General features: G+C 72.1%; 2 protein-coding genes (1 of these 2 cut by a window edge). One reads left to right on the plus strand and one right to left on the minus strand.

The features are described from left to right. Window positions 1-696, minus strand: a complete 696-nt coding sequence (locus ABT160_RS10160; protein WP_351645963.1) for a hypothetical protein — start codon at window positions 694-696, stop codon at window positions 1-3. On the opposite strand from ABT160_RS10160, the gene ABT160_RS10165 reads away from it, so the two are divergent. Then, a protein-coding gene (locus ABT160_RS10165) for a hypothetical protein (RefSeq protein WP_351645964.1) crosses the window boundary here: on the plus strand, window positions 689-20,447 show its 5' portion. The gene runs 17,885 nt beyond the window's last position; 19,759 of the gene's 37,644 nt are visible here — the first part of the coding sequence; the start codon lies at window positions 689-691; its stop codon lies off the right edge, out of view. The genes ABT160_RS10160 and ABT160_RS10165 overlap by 8 nt on opposite strands.

Genomic DNA, 20,447 nt, shown 5'->3' on the forward strand with positions numbered 1-20,447 from the left:
TCAGGTGCAATCCGTGGCGTCCGAGAACGTCGTGACGCCCGAGACGCCGACGTCGACCACCACGCCGTCCGAGACACAGCAAACACAGCAGACACAGCAGAACGCCACGGCCTCGTCCTCCACGTCGACTCCCGAGCCGTCCTCGTCCCCCTCGTCGTCTTCTTCGCCTTCTTCGTCCTCGTCCTCGCCCTTGCTCCCGTCCTCGTCCTCCGAGAACGTGATCACCCCGTCGACGACCGAGACGACGACGTCCTCCACCTCCACTCCGACGTCCCCTTCCACGTCCACTCCGACGCCCACGGAGAACGTCGCCAACCCGCTGCCGTCGAACACCACGACGGAGACACTGGCCAACGGGACCCCGTCGTCGTCCTCGCCTCCCTCGATCGACTCGGTGCTGTCCGGCGGGAAGGACACCGCCGCGCCCCAGACGCCCGCGCCGCCCGTGGTGCACGCCCTCGACACCCCGACGGCACAGCCGCAGACGACGCACCCGCAGACGACCCAGCCGCAGGCGCCATCGGCGAGCCAACCGAACACGGCGGTGGCAGGACCCCACGCGCCCTCGGGCAGCACTCCCGCGTCCGTTCCACTGGGCGGATCGACCTCCACGGCGACGGGGCGCGGGACCGATTCGCCTGTGTCTGCGCCGGGCGGGTCGTCCGGCGTACCGCAGACCCCGACGGGAGTGGGCAAGGTCGAGACCGTGGTGACCGGGCAGAACACCACCGGCAGCGGGACGGGAGTGAAGGCCCAGTCGAGCACGACCACGTCGGAGGCCAAGCCCGTCGTCGGTACCACCACGCCGGTGAAGCCCGGGGAGCTGACCGTCACCGCGGAGAACACGGCCTCGGCGACCAGCACTCCGACCGCGGCGAAGAGCTCGAAGGCGACGTCCACGCCACTGGACGACGGCGTCGCGAAGCAGCTCCAGGAGGCACCTCCCGTACCCGACCGGAAGAAGTACCTCGAAGCGGCCAAGAAGGCCGACTGGGACGGTGACGCGCACAACCGCTACGGCTGGGAGATCCTCAACGAGCTCAACGCGAAGACCAAGGCCCGGGCGGACTGGGAGGCGGCCAACCCGGACCTGGTGCCCCTCGCGTCCAAGCAGGAGTTCGGGCCGTACGAAGGCCCCGTCACCGAACTGCCCGATCCGGTGCGGCAGCAGGACCCCGAGCCCGTGACGCCCGAGGGTGAATCGAAGGGGCTCACGGCACTGGAGCAGTTGGAGGCACTTCCCTCCGCTCCGGTGTCGGAGCCGGGCAAGGAACAGGGGACGGGCGTGGGGACCGGTGGGGGCAAGGGCACCGACGGGGAGTTCCCGCTGCCCCGGCGCGAGGCCTTCGAGGCGCTGGCCCGCAAGATCGGGGACGGCGGTGACGCACCGGGCGCGGCCAGTGTGATGCTGGAGTACTTCGAGGCGGCGAAGGGCCGGGCGCGCTGGGAGCTGGGTCAGGGGCCCGAGGCCTTCTCGACCACTCCGGAGGTGGTCGCGGCGCGCGACAAGCTCGTCTCGGTCGTGGAGACGGCGGCGCGCGACGCCCTGTCCGAGCTCGGGGCGGACCTCCGGGCGCCGGAGGTCGCGAACCGGCCCGCAATCGAGCTGTTCGACGTCCTGGACCCCCAGCAGCAGGCGCAGTTCGTCAGCCTGCTGGACGCGCACGGGATCGCGGAGTCGGGCTTCGACGGCGCGGACCTGCTGAGCACGGGCTTCTTCGAGAACACGGTGGGCGAGCGGACCATCGGCGACCTGGCCGGACCGGACTTCAGCCCGGTCCCGGACGTGGAGGTGACGAGGCCCCGGCCCGCGGCGGAGCTGCTCGGCGAGGTGTTGGAAGGCGTGGTGGCGGGGGACGGCGAACTGTCGGCGCTGCTTGGCGACGGCCGGGTCGGTGAGGCGTCCGACGTCCTGTCCGCTGCCCAGAAGGTGAAGTTCGAAGCCCTCCTGAACACGCCCGAGTTCGGCGAGGCGGCCGTGGCGGTGGTGCGCGAGGGGCTTGCGTCGCTGCCCGACCTCGCCGAGGGGACTCGGGCCCGTCCGGCGGCCGAGGTGTGGGAGTCGCTGTCGCCGGAGCAGCGCCAGGCGTTCGCCGGCCGGGTGGGCGACGTACTGAAGCCGCTCGGATCCGATGTCGCGCTGATGATGTCCGACGCGGGCCTCGTTGGTCGGGCGCTGGCCGAACATGGCGGTACTGTCGGCGAGTTGTATGCCAAGGGCATGTCCGACAAGGCCTTGGAGTCGCTTTCGGTCGGTGACGCGGGGCTGCGGTCCCGGCTGGACGACCTGCGCCCGGGGAAGGCCGCGTCCGGGGACGGCGAGTTCCAGCCCCGGCCGGAGGACGGGAACCCGAAGCAGCCGACCACGGACGGGCCCGAGTCGGCCTCGGTCGCGGACGCCGAGTTGTTCGCCCGCCTCGAAGCCCTCCGCTCAGGGCCCGAGGACACGCCGGATCCCGAGAACACCCAGGCCCCCGGGGAACCGGGCGGGGTCCTGGAGCCGGACGCCATGGTGGCGGGCATGTCGCCGCTGGAGTGGGCGCAGTACGAGTGGCGCATCGAGCAGGCTTCGGGGAAGGGCGACGGCGAGGCCGCCGCACTGATCACCGCCCAACGCGACGCCCATGTAGCGGAGTTGTCGCGAGCGCGCGGCGAACTGCTGTTCCGCCTCTCGCCGCGGGACGGCGGCCCGCTGCTGGTCACCGAGCCCGGGGGCGGGAGTCCGCTCCGGCCGCTGGACAGTGTGTCGGCGGGCTTCGAGCGCGCTCAGGACGCCGGAATGGGGCGTCCGGCCTGGGACGGGTTCGAGAGCCTCATCACGGACGCGGTGAGCGAGGGCCGTCTGTCCGACGCCATGAGCCTGATCCGGGAGCGCAACCAGATCGTCGACGACCTGGAGGCCCAGGCCGCGAGCGTGAAGCAGTTGGAGGACCTGGACGTCGAGGGCGGCTCGCTTCCGGGCGCGACGGATGCCGAACTCGCGGCGCGGATCGATGCCTTGCGTGGAGAAGGCGGCGAAGACCCTTCGCGTCCACAGGAGTTGGAACCGTCCGATGCCGAGCTGGCTGCCAAGCTGGATGCCTTGCGGGGTGAAGGCGCCGAGGTGACGGAGCCGACGGACGCGGAGCTCGCGGCGCGGTTGGACGCTCTGCTGGGGGAGGGCGGCGAGGCCCTGGCGGCCGAGAAGGAGAGCCTGGCCCCCGAGAAGACCGAGCAGCCGCTCGGGCTGGACGCCGTCCCGGACGCACCGGGTACGAAGGGCACGAGCGCGGCCGACGAGACGGGCAGCCCGCTGGACGGTGCCAGGCCCGCCCTCAACGAGGCCCAGATAGTGGAGGCGCTCGTCGCGCGGTCCCGTACGGCGGGCATGGATCAGGCCCTGATCAGCGGGCGGGCCGACCGGCTGGCGGAGGCGTACCAGCAGGGCGGTGTCGAGGGCCCGTCGAAGTTCCGTGAGCTGAGCGTGCAGTGGCACAAGGAGCTGGAGGCCCTGACCGGCGGCAAGGGCAGCTCGGTGGACGAGCTGATGGAGCTCGGGCGGACCGGTCCGGAGACCGCCCTCGAAGCCCTGGCGCGCGCCGCGGAGGACGCGGGCGTGCCGCTGGTGGAGCACGTGGCGCGCCTCGAGGAGATCCGCCGAGCCTGGGCGGAGGGGCGCGCCGAGGAGGCGTCCGGGCTGGTGAACGGCTTCTGGGAGCGGGTGAAGGAGGCGGGGGCGCACCAGACCGAGGTGGCCGAACAGCGGCTGATGAAGCGGTGGGCGGAGCTGGAAGGGGTCCCCTTCGAGGAGTTCCTGGCCAACCGTCGGCAGCGCGACGCCATCGACGCACAGGTGCGCGAGCAGCTGGGCGCCGCGCTCGACGGGGACCTCGCCGGGCTCCGGGGCCGCCTGCACCAGCTGCACGACGGGCTCAAGGACGAGGCCGCGGCCTCGCTGTTCGCCGAGGGCCTGGGCGAGCTGCTGGCCCGTGACGTGGCCGACCTGCCGGACCAGGCGCTGGCGGACGAGGTGTCGGCGCTGGTCGAGGCGCAGGTCCAGCCGCGCAAGCGCAGCCAGGAGGAGACGGTCGACCTGTCACTCCTGACCGACCTGGAGGCGCTGCCGAAGGTCCCGGTGCTGGACGCGGTGTGGGCGAGCGAGCTGTCGGAGTCGATGGCGGCGCACGGTGGGCTGCGGGGCATGTCGGAGGGCGAGATCGCCTTCTGGCAGGAGAAGGTGTCGGAGATCCTGGACTCGCCGGACGGCGTGAGCCGGCAGAAGCTGCAGGAGCTGGGCGGCGACTGGTTCTTCCGGATCGACCAGTTCCAGCGCCTCGACGCGCTGGTCGCCGAGTCCGGCGAGGCGGGCCTGCCGTCGCTGGAGGGAGAGGTCTTCGCGGGCACGTTGCGCGACGCGCTGCGCACCGAGGACGTGGAGGCGTTCACCAAGGCGGAGAACCAGTGGCGCGAGGAGATCGCGGCCGCCCGGCTGGATCGGGACTTCGACGCGCTGACCAGCGAGACCAGCGGCTCGCTGAAGGACCGCGCGGACCGGGCGGGGATGGGGGACCTGGAGTGGCTCGCCTTCCAGTCCCGGATCGACGAGGCCTACGCGCGGGGTGACCTGGCCGAGGTCGTCAAGGTGGTGGGGGAGCGGGCGACCCGCCTCGACATGTTCGAGAAGTCCTTCGACGACGTGATGGCGCTGCGGCTGAGCGACCTGCGGCAGGGCGACGGGTCGGGTACGGACGGGCCGGACGTGCTGGAGCAGGCGATCCGTCCGGAGTGGCGCGACAAGGACGGCGAGGTCGTCGTCGAGACGGAGCTGTGGAACCTGTTCGAGGAGCTCAAGCCGGACACGATGAAGCCGCGCTTCGACAATCCGCTGGACGACCCGTTGCTGGCGTTGGACGAGGCCCTGTTCGACAAGGACGGGGACGGGGACGGGGACGACGGGTACGGTGACGGTGACCTCGACCGTCACGTACAGGCCCTGGAAGGCGATCTGGTCGCCCGCGCGCGGAAGCTCGGCATGTCCGCGCTGGACGCCGAGGTCTGGCAGCTGCGCCTGGACGCCTCGGAGAACTCGCCCCTGGTGCGCGACGAGCTGCGCACGCTCCTGGACACGCAGTTCGCCGGGCGCAAGGAGTTCGACGCGCAGGTCGAGGCCTTCGCCGCCGCACGGCACGCCGAACTGATCGACCTGGGCCTGACCCCGTACGAGGTGAACGCGCACCGCTCCGCCATGGACATGCTGCTGAAGCGGGGCGACGACCGCGCCGCCGCGAGCCTGCAGGCGACGTTCGAGGCGCGGATCGAGGAGATGACGGCGAAGAAGGCCGCCGCCGACGCGCTGGCCGCCGCCGAGGGCCCCCAGATGCCCCCCAAGGCGCCCAAGCCGCTGGACGTGGCGGAGGCCCTGGACAAGCTGACGCCCGTGCCGACCCATCTGCCGGGCGGGGACGCGGGCGGCGACGGCGGCGGTCCGAAGCCGGCCGCCGACACGGACCCGCTGGCCGCGCTGAAGCCCGTGCCGACCCACGACCCCGGGTCGGGCCCGGGCGGGTCCGGATCCGTACCGCCTCCCGTCGACCCGCCCGGCGGCAAGGGCACCGGCAGCCGGCCGCCGGGAGACGGATCCGACCCGTCCGCCGGGGGTACGTCCACCGACCTGCCCGGGGCGAAGACCGGCCGGGGCGGGCAGGAGCCGCCGCGCCCGGGGGAGGACCTGCTCGTGCGGGGGCCGCAGGACAAGCCCGGGGACGAGGGCCCGCTCACGCCGCAGGAGAGGCCCAAGCCGAAGGTGACCGCGGCCGAGGTCTTCAAGCAGCTCGCGGGCGATCAGGACGCCTCGGTGCTCGCACTGAACGAGGCCGCAGCGCAGCGCAACACGTCCCCCGCCCTGCTCAGGGAGCAGCTGAACCGGGCCGCCGCCGAGGCGAACGCGCTGCTCCAGGAGGCCGTACGCAACCGGTCCGGCGAGCTCGACCGCGTCAACGCGCTCGTCGATACGGTGCGCAAGGCGGGCCTCTCCGGCCGCGTCGAGGACGCCACCGGCGCGCTCGGCGAGCTGAAGACCCTCCTGGACACCCCCGTGGAGCCGGTCGGGGAGACCGCCGCCCCCCGCCCGCGGGACCCCTTCCCGCCGGCCCTGCCGGAGATGCCGTGGGGCCGGGCCCACGACGTCCTGATGAAGCTCCCCGCGGAGGCGCCGAGCCAAGCCCTGCGCGACTCCGCCGAGGTGCAGGGCATGGACCCGATCGAGCTCGGCAGCCAGCTGAGGCAGAAGTTCGAGGCGACGGACGACCTCCTCTTCGACGCGCGGCGGTACCGTACGCCGGAGCCCGAGCGCGTCCAGGAACTCGCCCAGACGATCCACGACCTCTACCGGGACAGCGGGCGCGTCGACCGCGCCCAGCAGGCCCTCGACGAGCTCACGGGCCTGGTGTCGGATGCCGAGGCCACCTTCCGGGACCGGCTGGACGCCTCGCTCACGCAGGCTCCCGAAGTGGTGGAGCCGGTGCGGGAGGAGATCGTGCCGGAGGTTGTCCCGGTCGAGCCAGAGGCTGTCCCGGTCACTCCGGAGGTCGTTCCGGTGGAGCCGGAGGCCCCTCTGGTCGTGCAGGAAACGGTTCCGGTCGAGCCGGAGACCGTTCCGGTCGAGCCGGAGACCGTTCCGGTCGAGCCGGACACGATCGACAGAGATGACAGCACCGAGGCGACGCGGAAGGCGCCGGAGACGACCCCTGAGCAGGCGAAGTCCATCCTCGACGAGGCGAAGAAGGCCCTCGACGTCACCGTGGACCGGGCCGCTTTCATCGCTCAGACGGGGACGCGGTCCGGAACGTTCACCCAGGACCAGGCGGCGGTGCTGCAGCAGATCGAGGAAGCCGCCCAGCGCCTTGACCTGTCGGCGGCCCAGGACGGACTGCGGGAGCTGGTCCGGCTCGACGACCAGCAGCCGGAGCACTCCCCGGTGGAGAACCCCGCGGTCTCCGTCGACAAGGGCAAGGCGAGCACGCACGTCCGCGACGCCGAGTGGTACGGCGTGGAGGCCCGGCGCGAGATCGCTCTGCCGCCGGTTCTCCAGGGCGACCAGGCCGAGTCCGTACTCGGGTCGTTCAAGGAGCAGGCGGACCAACTGATCCAGGGCGCCGATGAACTGGGCGCGCAGGCTGTCGAGTTGGGCGCCGATCCGGCTTCCGTGGCCGAGCTCGGGCAGAAGGCCGCACAGGCCCGCCGGGACTTCGACCTCGAAGGGGTCCGGGAGGCGGTGGCCGCGCTGCGGGCCGAGGTGGACGCGGCACGCGCCGCCGCGACCGTGGAGACGGAAGGCGTACGAGAGCCGGTCTCCGGGGCCCCGCAGAGCACCCAGAAGACGGAATCCCCCACGACGCCGCCCTCCACGACGGTACCGCCCGCGACGGTACCGCCCGCGACGGAACCGTCCCTGACCACCGAGACGCCGCCGGTCACCGGGGCGCCGCCCGTCGCCGAAGCGCCGCCGATCAGCGGGAATCCGGCGGTCACCGAGCCCCCGTCGATCGTCGTGACCCCTCCCGCGGACGACCCGTCCACCCGCACCGACCAAGGCGCGACCACCCCCGGGGTCCCCTTCGTGCCCCTCCTCCCGGGCGGTGCGGGGCCGCAGCTCGCCCCGAACGGGGCCAGGACCACCTCGGCCCCGAAGCGGTCCACGACGGGACGGGAAGACCTCAAGGCCGTGCGGGAGCAGGGCGGCCTGCTGCCCACCCAGATACTCCCCGGCAACGGGACGGCGACGGCCGCAACCAAGAACTCCCTGGAGGAATCCGCCCACATGGAGAGCGGGGCGGCTGAAGCCCCGTCGATCGGGGACATCCTCGGGGGCGTCAAGCCCCAAGTGTCGGCTGAGACCGTCGAGTCGACACCGCAGCAGCCGGAACCGGTCCAGGAGCCGGACGCGACCCAGCTGCCCATCGCGCTCCGTGCGTACAACGCCTCGGTGGACGAAGTCGCAGACGCGCTCAAGGGCCTGTGGAAGGACGACCGCATCGCGCTGCGCACACGAGCGAGTGACCTGCTGAAGCGGTACCTCCCGCCCGGGGCGAAGGTGCCGGAGCCCGGAGCGCAGCCGTCAGGGAACTACCTGCTCGACCAGGGAAGGATCATGTACGCGCTTGTCCTCGGCGGGGAGGACGCGACGGCGGCGGAGCCGGTGGCCGCCGAACTGGCGTCGCTGTTCGCCGCCGAGAACCCCCTGGGCTACCGGAGCGAAGGCGACGTGTCGGCGGACCAGGCGGACCAGGCGGAGCCCGCGCCGCAGCAGGTGCTGCCGGAGGTGCCGGCCGGTCTGTCCGCCGCGGCGCGCGAGATCTACCAGGCACAGCTGGACGAGTTCGGGCCGAAGCTCAAGGGCCTCGGCAGATCCGGCGCACTGGAGCTCCACGCGAGCGCGCGGGCGCTCATGGAGGAGCACTTCCCGGCCGAGGCGCAGCTTCCCTTCGGCAAGCTGGGAGCGTCGCTCGGCTTCGTCCTGGACTGGGCCCGTGTCGCGTACGCCCTCCTCACAGGGCGCGGCTCGGACGCGCCGGAGGCGGTGGCCCTCGAACTCGTACAGCAGTACGCGAAGGAGCACCCGCGCGGATACGTCTGGGAGCCCTTCACGTCCTTCGACTCCGAGACCGGCTCCGAGACCGCATCCGAGCCCGAGCCGGTGACCCTGCCGCGTCCCAAGGGCAAGCAGCCGGCCACCGACGACAACGCCACGCAACAGTTCACCGAGGCGCAGGCCCGGGCGAAGGAGGAGGCGCGGGAGAACCTGACGCAGGCGGCGTACCAGGCCTACCGGGCGACGGCCGACGAGGTCAAGGGCGTGCTCGACGCCCTGCCCCCGGTGGAGCAGGGCGCGCTCTCCGCACGGGCGCAGCAGTTGATGACCCAGCACTTCCCGCCGCGGGCCACGCTGCCGAAGGCGGGCGACCAGCCGTCCTCGCAGTTCCTGGGCGACCTGGACGCGGTGGTCTACGCCCTGGCGCTCGGGCGCGACCTGCCGGAGCCCGAGACCGTGGCGGTCGACGTGGTGCGCCAGTTCGTACGGGAACGCCCCGAGGGCTACCCGACCGACTCGGACACGGCCCCGCGCCCCCAGGAGCCGGGCCCGGTGCCGGAGGCGCTGGAGCAGCTCGCAGGGGGGCTCGACGGCCTCGTGGACCTGGACGCCCTGCGCGACTTCGAGGCGGGGCCGTACCGCGACCTGCCCGTCGAGCAGGTGGTCCGGGCCGGGAACATCGTGTCGGAGAGCATGTACTTCCCGCTCACGTTCGGCGTGTTCGGGGAGGGGCTCGAAGGCCGGAACCCGCTGGAGTACTGGACCGTCGTCGCGGTCGCGCACGCGCTGGCCGCGGGGGCGGCGCCGATGTCGGCCGCCGCCATCACCGGTGCGCGGGAGCTGGCCGGCTCGATCAGGCAGCACCTGGACCTGCCGCTGACGCAGGGGATCAGGGCGGGCGGAGAAGGGGACGACGGGAAGGGGAAGGGCAAGGGCAAGCGCAGGCAGGACGACGACGCCGAGGACGGGCAGGGGCAGGGGCAGAAGCAGCAGGCGCTGATGGACTCGGAAGACAGGCCCCGTCGGCAGACGCTGACGAGCCTCTCGCCCGAGGCCCGTACGGCGTACTTCTCGACCGGCGACGAGCGGCTCGCGGCGATCGGGGCGAGCATCCGCCGGGGGGAGGCCCGCGCCTTGTTCGACCGGGCGGCCCAGATCCTGCGGGACGCCTTCCCCGAGGGCACGGTCTTCCCGTCGCGTCAGTCCCACCGCTATCACGTGCGGTTCGAGAACGACGTGCAGATCGTCGCCTACGCCCTGCTCCAGGGTACGAACGAGCAGACGGGTACGGGCTTCGGACGGGAAGTGGCCGCGCTGCTCGCCGCACGCAGCCCGGAGGGCTACCACGTGGTTCCCCTCGGCGCGGCGCCGACGGGCAATGACGGGTCCACGCTGACGACGGACCAGGACGAATCCACGTCGGGTTCGGCGTCCGGCACGACGGCGGCGGAGGCCACCAGCTCGGCCGCCGCGCGCCATGACTACGTCGTGGTCCCGGCCCCGCCCCGCATTCCGGTTCGGGCGCTGCCGCGTGCCGCGCAGTCCCTCGTGGCCATGCGGAACGCGGACGCGCGTGCCGCCTATCTGAGGGCCATGGAGCAGGCCGGGTTCTGGAGGGCGGCCGAGATCCGGCGGCAGGCAGCCGAGCTGATGATCAGTCACTTCCCGCAGTGGGTCTCGCTGGAGCCCCTCAACCGGCCACTGGAGAACAGTCCCCTCCAGCCGTACTTCCAGCGGATCGCGCTGGCCCTGAGCGACGTACCGGCCGCGGGTGAGGCCCTGGCCACCGCCGAGGCGCTCGCCGAGTACTACGCGTTGCAGCACCACCACGACAACAGCGGCAACAACAAGTCGTGGGAGCTGCGCCCCTCGCTGTACCAGGAGCTGTCCGCGTCACTGTCGCAGCCTGTGCCGGTGGAGGAGACCGCGTCCGGTGGCCAGGCGGCTGCCTCCGGCGCTCAGACCAGCGTTTCCGGCGACCAGGGACCGTCGACGGTGACCGGTGCGGAGAACCCGGTGACCGAGACACCCGGCCACGAGCACCAGGCACCGGCATCCGGTCGGGAATCGTCCCTGGACGTTCCGGTGATCGACGGGGACGAGGTCGGCACGCTCGTCCGGATGGCGACGGAAGCGGATCTCCAGACGATCACCGCGTACCTCAGCGGCCTCCCGGAGGCGCGGCTCAACGAGACGCGTGCGGAGGCGGCCAGGCTGTACCGCCTGATGGACGAGACGGCGCCGCGCGACACGTCGTCGGAAGAGGCGGGGCGGGAAGTCGAGCTGGTCACCCGGATGCAGTACGTCCTCGCGAGGGAAGGCGATCCGGTCGCCCTCATGGCGGCGGCGCTGACACTGGCCGCCCCCGATGAGGACGGGGTGGACGGGAGCGAGTCCGAGGACGAGATGCTCCTCGACGAGATGGAACGGCGGCCGCTGGTCGGGCTCCAAGCTGAAGTGCCTGAGGAAGTCGGCGAGTTGGAAGAGACGTTCGAGGGTGGGGGCCTCGTCTTCACCCCCGACATGACGTGGCGGCAGATCCGTGACGCCGACGCCTTGCTGCGCACGTGGAGCCCGACGTACAGCGAGCTGATGACGCGGTACCACTGGGACAACAGGCGGTTCCGGGGCTACCCGAACCGTGAGTTGCTGCTCCTCGACCTGGTCGAGGCCGGTGGCGTCGCGCCGGGAGTCATTCCGTACTGGGACGCACTGCTCGAACGGGAGCCTTCGGTCGCGGAGGAGTTGGAGGAACAGGACGACATCATGGGGGAGTCCGAGCGCCGGCGCGATGCGCTCCAGGACCGGCTGGCCCAGGAGGCCCGGCGGGCCCGCGAGCAAGACGCGGACATGGACGCGGACATGGACGTGGACATGGGCGAGGGCGCGACGACGGGCGAGGGCACGACGACGCAGCAGCCGATCGCCGCCCCGGCCGTTCCCTCCTCCGTGCAGAACGCCCCCCAGGTACCGGCGGGCCGGCAGAACCAGCCCGAGGAGGCGCAGGTCCAGTTCCCCGCCGGGCACGTGGGGACCGAGGGCTACATGCACGAGATGATCGACCTGTTGCGGGACAACAGCGAGGACTACGCACCGCTCGAGTGGGTGTCGAACGAGGAGTTCCTCGCCTACACCGGCACGCCACTGAGAGGCGCGGGTTCGCCCGAACAGGCCAACGCGATCATGCGGCTCACCCTCGAGTCGCCGACGTTCATGAGGGACACCGCCATGGCCCGGGCGCTGCTGGAGACGGAGGAGAACCTCGACCGCGAGCGTGGGTTCGTGGCGTCGCTTCCCCGTCACGTCATCGAAGCGGAGGTCAGGCGGTTCGCGGTGCGCAGGGGCCTGCACCCGTCCGTCGCCGAGTTCTGGATCATGGACTTCTTCGCCCGCGAGACCGCGGCCGAGGTGTACCGGGACACCCCCGCGACGAGCGGACGGCCACGGCCGCCGTTCTTCATGGTGTCGGGCCAGGGCTACGCACACGAACTGCCGCCCTACGAGCCGCCCATGTCCCGGCACGGGATGAGGCACGCGGCGCCCGCGTACGGGGACGCGGACGGGATCGTGTTCCACGCGCGGCGGGAGTCCATCGGGTCCGTCGGCGACGAGCTGGGAGAACTGCCGCTCGACGTAGGCCAGGAGACGGCCGCGCGCGCCGATGAGCTGATGCAGCAGTACGCCCCGTACGCGCCGGAAGACCTCACGGGCGACTCCGCCGAGGCCGTCGCCGCCCGGCTGCGCCGCGAGGAGGAGCACGCGCGGGTCCAGTACGCCCTCCTGCTCTCGCGCGTACCCGGAGGGGCCGGACTCGCGGACGGAGAGGAGACGCTGGGCGACCCCCCGGTCGGCAACGACGTCGCCGCGGCCAGGCTGGCGGACCAGTTCGGCCAGGAGCGGCGGGCGGAGCGGGCGGAGGCCGACCGGCAGGCGGCGATCGGCGGGCAGGCCCCGCCGCCATACGCCCGGAACCAGTCGAATCCGCTGCCCGCGCCGGTCCAGCCGCAGGTGGGTGGTCTCCAGCTGGACATCGACGACATCGACGACGACGAGTTCGACAACCTGCCGAACTCGTTCGGCAGCGAGAACAACACGCTGTTCGGCGGACCGAGCCGGATCGGGGCGCCGCCCGGTGCGTTGGGTTCGTTCGCCCCGCGGCCCTCGAACGCGGCCCCGAGGCCCCCGCAGACGCAGTCCACGCAGAACCTGCGCGACCGGCTGCAGACCCACTGGGCGGAGTCGGCCGAGACGCAGCGCCTCCTGGACGAGCGCGCCCGCCAGATGCGGGAGCAGATCGCACAGCTCCAACAGATGAGCATCCAGCACAATCCCGGCCCCCAGGAAACGCAGCAGCAGGCGGGGCAGGGCACGCAGTCGCAGGGGACCGGGCAGCCCCAGCTGGGCGGTCGGCCCCCACACGTCGCTCCGCCGCGGCAGAACGTCTGGTCGAACGCGCAACTGCAGGCCTGGGGCCTCCAGAACCGGGCACCGCAGGCTTGGCGGCCACAGACGTTGCAGCCGTACCATCCCCAGCACCAGATCCAGCGGCCCCAGACGCTGCCGCCCCAGGTCCCGCAGAACCAGCAGTCCGGGACCGGGCAGCAGGGCTTCGTCATCCCCCAGAACGTCCTCCCGGCGACGCCCGTGCACGGGCAAGTGCAGGCGCGCCCGCAGCAGGCCTTCCTGACGCACTCAGCGCGCGCCGCCGCGAACCTCCCGCTGCCGCTCGTGGCGAACATCTTCAACAGCCTGTCCCAGGCGTCGCGGAGCCACTTCTGGACCACCGCGTCGGGACTTCTCAACACCTACGCGCCGATGCCGTCCATGATCACCGGGGCGGACAACGCCCTGCTCCAGCAGCGCAGGGAGGAGACGATACGCGTGGCGATGGCCCTCCACGCCGACCGCAACCTGCAACAGCCGCTCGCCGGCGCGATCGAGGTGGCCCGCTACTTCGGGAGTCTGCGCAACGCCTCCACGAACAACTTCCCGTCCTCCGGGTTCCAGGCCGGGGAGCAGACCGTCCAGGACTCCGGCGGGTCCACCGAGGAAGGCACGTCCGCGTCGGCCGCGCTCCGGGAGGAGAGGAACGACCACACGGGCACGGGCACCGCGGACCACCAGGCCGCCGAGGCCGTGGCGCAGCGGGCGTACGACCTCGAGCAACAACTCATCGCCGGTGAAGACCTGTTCGCGGGTCTCGACGAAGCCGGGGCGCGCGAGGCGCACGACATCCTCGTGGCGCACTCGGCGGTGTACACGCACGTGGTCGATGACGTGCTCGACCACCTCTCCACCCAGGACATGGACGAGGCACGGACGTACGTGACGCGGCTGGGCGCCCATCCCGACGTGCTCACCACGTGGCTGCGCCTGATGGACCAGGACGGCCTGCTGCGGGACGCACAGCACTACGAGTACGCGCCCGGCAGCGTCATCGACCAGGTCGCCAGGGAAGGCCTGCCGGCCCTTGCGGAGGGCACCGCCGCGCGGCCGACCGAGGCGGTGGACGAGATCGTGGACACCGCACGGTGGGCGACCCCGGAGGTCATGGACGCCGAGCTCGACCGCGCGCACCGGACCGACCCGCGGCGGCACCTGGACATCCTCGACGCGGCCCGGGGGATCACCGCGCAGCACCTGCCAGGGCCGCAGCTGGACTTGGACGCCGACCCGGAGGTCGTCGAGGCGGCGCTCGACCGGCACGCGCGTGACGTGCAGCGCGTGGCCTACGCGCTGCACCTCAACCAGATGCGGACCGGCGCGGACGCGTTGACGGACGAGGTCGTGCAGCCCGCGGTCCAGCTCGCGCAACAGCTGGCCGGTACGCAGACGACCCCGACGATCAGTCAGCAACCCCAGGTCCAGGCTCGGTTGGACTGGTCGCCCAATCAGTTTGTGACCGAGGGTTCGGCCGAGTTCCTGGGCATCGACCAGGCTGCCCAGGAAGAGCTCTACACCAGCGAGAACCTCTTCATCGAGGACCTGGCGCGCGAGATCGACGCCCTGCCCCTGACCGAGTACACACCGCTGTACGCCCTCGCGCACACGATCCAGCGGGCCGAGACCGCCGTGCCGCGGGACCTCCTCGCCGCCCGTACGCCCGAGGGCCGGGCCGCGCGGAACCGGCAGGCGGAGGAGCGCCTGCGCCTCATGCACGCCCTCCGGTCCGCGCAGAACCGCCTCGGGCTGCCCCTGGACCATCCCGACGTGAGGGACGGTGCGCGAACGCTCGCACGGCGTTTCGCCGACGCGTGGGTGGCCGAGTCGCTCGCGACGATCACCGAAGAGGCGGCTTCGCTCCCCCTGCCGGACGTGGAGAACACCCTCGGCCGCACCCTCAGGGAGGAGCGCAGGCTCAGGCTGCTCAGGGTCGTCAACAGGCTCGTGTCGGAGAACACCCCCCGTCTGGACGAGCTGATCGACGCCGATCACCCGGAGTACGACGAGAGGATCGAGCGCCTCTCGGACGAGGGCGTCCGGATCATGTACGTCCTGCACCGGTCCCTGCTGGCGACGCGTCAGGACGAGTTGGCCCCGATGCACATCGCGGCGGCCCAGGCGCTGGCGCAGCGGTACGGAGAGGCTTGGGGGCGGGAACTGGACCGTGCTCCACGGCAGTTCCAGGCCCCAGCGCCCGTACCGCCCTCGCCGCAGGCCCTGCCGGAAGAGGTGGTCCGCGGCGTGGTGGAGGAGGCCGGGGGCTTGACCGGCGAGCAGGTCGGGGCATGGATCGAAGGGCTGGGCGACACGGAGTTCCAGTACCTCTCGGGCACGGCCCGCGAGATCATGGACGTGCACCATCCGTACCCGCCTGGGCTGATGGAGGCGACGGGTCCGGACGCGATCGAGCAGCGGGCCGGGTTCCGCGACGACCACGGACGCGTCATGTACGCCCTCCACCACATCATGGTGGCGGCCCGGTCGGCGGGGAACACCGAGGTCGACCTCGCGCCCGCGATCGAGCTGGCCCAGCAGCTGGCACAGGCCAGGGTGGAGGAGTTCACCCGTACCGTCCTCGACACCGTCGACCACCGTGCGCCCCAGGACCTGGCGGCGGAGCTCGCGGCAGAGCCGCCGGAGGTCCAGGCGAGCATCACCGCGGCGGCCACGGAGGTGCTGACCGCCCACCACCCGCTCGGGCGTGGGCCGTTGACCCCCTCCGGGGTCGGCGCGCGAGGTGGGCAGTACGCGGACGCCGTACGTGATCAGGTCGCGTACGCCCTCCACCAGGCTCTGCGGACGAGCCCGACGTCCGAGCTCACCGACGAAGTGCGCCTGCCAGCCGTGGAGTTGGCGCAGCGGCTCGAACGGGCGCGCGTCGCGGAGCTCGCGGACGAGGCGCGGGACCGGTCGCCGGACAGTGTGATGCAGAGCGGGTTCACCGGGGTCTCGCCCGAGCAGTTCGCCGTGCTGCACGGCGCGGCGGGAGCCATCAACCAGGCGCACAATCCGGCGCCGCGGCACGTGGTGAACGCTCCCGTCGAGGAGTCCGGGCCCCAGCGCCGTCAGCTGGCGGGGCAGGAGATCCAGATCATGTACGCGGTGCACCGCGCCATGCAGGAGTCGGGCCTGCCGGCCAGCCACGAGGCGGTCCGTGCGCCGGGCGTGGAGCTCGCGCAGCGTTTCGCACGTGAATGGCAGCAGGTGCGCGAGCGGCGGGAAGAGGTGATCGAGCACGTCCTGGACGAGGCGACGAACCTGACGGACAGGGACGTCGTGAGGGGGTTCGGCGCGGTTCCCAACGCACAGGCGCTGGCGGCGTACCACCATGCCCTGGACCTATCCGCCGTGCACAACCCCGCGCCGCCCGGCCTCATGGAGGCCACCACCCCGGAAGCCGAGGCGGAGCGCCTCCGCCTGGACTCCGAACGGGTCCGGGTGGGGTTCGTGATGTACCGCGCGATGCAGGTGACGCGCACGGGGCACCTCACCGACGAGGTGATCGGCGTGGGCGAGAGGCTGGCGCAGCAGTTCGCCCGGGACCGGGTCGAGAGGGTGGAGGAGGCCGCTCGGGCGCAGGAGGCGCAACAGCCGCGCCCCCAGCCGATGCGTACCGTGCCGGAGGCGCTGGACCTCGCCCTGAACATCACCGGTCCCCAACTCGACGCGCACTTCGAGGGCATGGCCGTCGAACAGGTCGCCGAACTGACGGGTCGCGCCGATGAGTTGATGCGTACGTACGCTCCCGAGCCCCTGTCGCTCACCGGAGGAACGGCCGCTACCCGGGAGGCACGGGACGGCGAGGTGCGGCGCGTCGCGCTGCTCCTGGACTTCGAGGACCACGGGGCCGTCCCCGGCGGGGCGGCCAGGCTGCTGGCCCAGCAGTACGGGCTCGCGCATGGTGTCCAGCCCCGGCAGTTCCCGGCGGGCGCCGGACCCCTGGACTCGGAGTCCGAGTCGGGAGGGGAGGAGTCCGAGACGGAGGCGGGCCCGTCGACGTCGACGGCCGGAGCCGCGACGCAGAGCGTGGTGTCGGAGGCGGAGTCGGCGGATGACGTGTCCACCGAGCAAGAGGGTGCCGGGGAAGCGTGGCCGGTGCCGTTGGACCCCCCGCTCACGGAGGCCGAGCGCTCCATCGTGACCACGGCTTCCACCGTCCCCACGGAGGTCATCGAGGCCGAACTGGGCCGCGAACTCGTGGGAAGCCAGCCCGAGCACATCTTCGGGGCGACGGCGGAGATCGGCGCCGACCACATGCCCATGGAGACGCGGCCGGAAGTCGACGACACCACGATCGTGGAAGCGGACGCGGGCCGGCGCAGGGACGACCTGATGCGGGTCGCGTACGCGCTGCACCTGGCCCTGCGCGAGGCGGGCACGCTCGAACTGACCGACGAACTGTCGCGTCCCGCGATCCAGTTGGCACAGGAGATCGGAGCGAGGCGGTTCACCCGGCTCGGTGACGCCTTCGTCGAGGTCAGGCCGCAGGCGCGAGAGGTCCTCGTCGACGCGGGCATCCTGGACGGTCAGGAGGATGCGGAGGGCGGGACGGCCACCGGGCAGGTGCCCGACAGCGCCCTCGTGGACCTGGCGGAGGTCCAGCCCCTCGACCGGATCGACGAGCTGGTCTCGACGCTGACGGAGGAGCAGCTCCAGACCCTGGAGATCGAGACCGACTACATCCAGGCGACGGAGAACGCCTACGGCCAGGGGCTGATCGGGGAGGGCTACTCCGACGAGATCGGCTGGGCGGCGAGGCAGGCGCAGGACGAGTGGAACAGGATCAGGTACGCCCTGCTCCTGACAGCGGCGCTCCGGCCGGACGGTACAGCGGTGGCGGAGGTCCGCCGTCCCGCGATCCAGCTCGCCCAGCGCTTCCACACCGTGAGGACGGAGGAGATCGAGCGCGTCGCCGAGGACACCGGGCCCCTGCCCGCCTACGACGGCCCGCCGGTCTACTCGGACCCGTCCACGGAGGAGGCGCAGGCCCCGCAAGTGACCACGCAGGACGCGTCCACGGGGGCGGTCACGGAGATCGCGTCCGAGGGCTCGGAGGTGGCGCCCGCGAACGTGACGTCAGAGGCCGGAGCGCTGCCCTCGTACGCGGAACTCGTGCGGGACGGACAGTCGAGGGTCCAGGACCCGCTTGAGCGGAGCGAGACCGAGCCCTTGGAGGTCCTGAACCGGGAGATCGACGCCCTTCCCGAGACCCGGCGCCAGACCCTGTCCGCGATGGCGACCACGATCCAGCAGATCAACGACGGCCTGGGGTCGCACCTCCTGGCCGCCGAGACGCCCGAGGGCGAGGCGGCGCGGACCCGGCGTCAGGAGGAGCACGCGCGCCTGGTGCACGCGCTCCACCAGGCACAGCAGCGCTTCGGGCAGCCGCTCAGCCATCCCGACGTGCAGGGCGCGGGCAGGCAGCTGGCGAGACGCTTCGGTACGTACTGGGCGAGTGACCTGATCCCCGCGTTCGAGGACGAGGCCGCGACGCTTCCCTGGGCGGACGTGCGCAGTTACCTCATCACCACCGTCGAAGGCGCGAGGCGACAGACGCTGCGAGACCTCGCGGTCGCGATGATGGTCGAGAACAACCCCCTCCTGGGGCACGTGCTCATCGTGGAGGGGGCCGAGGGCGACGCGCTCCGCAAGCAGCTCATCGAGCAGACGGCCCGGGTGATGTACGTACTCCAGCGCGGCCTCGACGTCACCCGCCTGGAGATGCCGACCGTCGAGCTCAGCGAACCCGCCGTGGCCCTCGCACGACGCTTCCACGACCAGTGGACCGAGGAACTGGGCCTGACCGGGGAACACCCGCGCCCCTTGACGGACGAGGAGGTGACGGAACGGCTGACGGAGATGGCCGCCAGGGCCGAGCGGCTCATCGAGATCATCGTGCAGGTGACCGGACCACGGGACGACGAGGTCAGGTCGTGGTTCGAGGACATCCGGTCGGCGATCACACAGGCTGCAGTGGCGGAGGCGAACGCCATCTTCCAGGAGCACAACGCGCTCCCGCCCGAGCTCACCGTGACCAATCCGCGCCGCGCCGAGCTGGAGCGCCGCACCCTGAACGACGAGGCCCGCCGGATGGCGTACGCCATGACCCGGGCGCGGGCGGTGCTCGGTGCGCAGAGGCTGACCGACGGGTCCGTGAGGGACTTCGGAATCGAGCTGGCGCAGCACTTCGCCCAGGCACGGGCGGAGCGGCTGGCCCTGCTCGGGAACGAGCCGCTCGGTCCGGACGAGGAGGCGATCCTGGCGTGGGATGAGGAGACGTACGAGTCCGACGACGACATGTCGTCCGACGAGGACATGTCGGCACACGAGGACGGGGACCTGGAGAGCGACGACGGGGACGGGGAGGGCCTGGGACTCGACCGGGATTCCGACCTGGAATCGGAAGCGGACTCCGACCTTGGCCTGCCGCCCGCGGAGCGTACGGTCGAAGAGGCGACGGAACACGTGCGCAACCTGACCCAGGAGCAGCTCGACGAAGCGCTCTCCGGCCTGGGCATCACGGAGATCTTCCTCCTCATGGGCCAGGCCACCCAGCTGCTGGGCACGTACGCGCCCGAGGGCGAGGACGAGGACGAGCTCTACACCCCGGACCAGGACGAGTTGCGGCGCGTCGTCCTCCTCCTGCAGATGGAGCTGGAGAACCTCGCTGCCCCCATGTCCGCCAGGGAACTCGCCCGGCAGCTCGGCGAGGGCATCGCACCCGTACCCGTCCCCGTGCCGGCCGGACCGCCGCTGCCCGACAGCGCGCCGGCCATCATCGCCCAGCGCAGCACGTCGGAGCACCCCGAGCACCCGGAGACGTACCGCGGGGCCATGGCCGCGTTCACGCCGGGCGAGGCCGCGGAGATACGCCAGACGGCGTTCGAGCTGATGGAGACGTACTTCCCGCCCAACGCGCCGCTGGGCAGCCTCCATCTCCACGCCGGGCCGAACAGCGCCATCCACGACGCCTTCCGGCGGGTCCAGTTGGGCGTGATCGTCGACCGGAACGCGACGGGGCCCAGCACGGTCGCCCAGGACGTGGCCCGCTACTACGCCGAGCAGTACCGCCAGGGGCAGACGACTGCCGCGAACCCCGGTGCGGCCACCGCGTCGGGTGCGCAGACGAGTGCGCCGTCGGGTGCCCAGTCGGGTGCCCAGACGAGTGCTCAGACGAGTGCGAGCACGGAGCAGGTCTTCTCGGCCTTCTCGCCCTCGACCGAGGAGGTGACGGTCCCGGCCGAGCAGACCGAGGAGGTGACGGTCCCGGTTCAGCAGACCGACGAGTCAGTGGGCGGCGACGTGCCGGACGAACTGCCGCCCGCGTACTCGCCGATGGACGACCAGGCCACGGAGCCCGAGGCGACCACCTCGACCTCCGCCTCCACCTCCACCTCCGCCCCTACCTCCACCTCCACCGCGCAGGCTCAGCCGG

The organism is Streptomyces sp. NPDC001941, assembly GCF_040296945.1.
GTDB lineage: Bacteria > Actinomycetota > Actinomycetes > Streptomycetales > Streptomycetaceae > Streptomyces.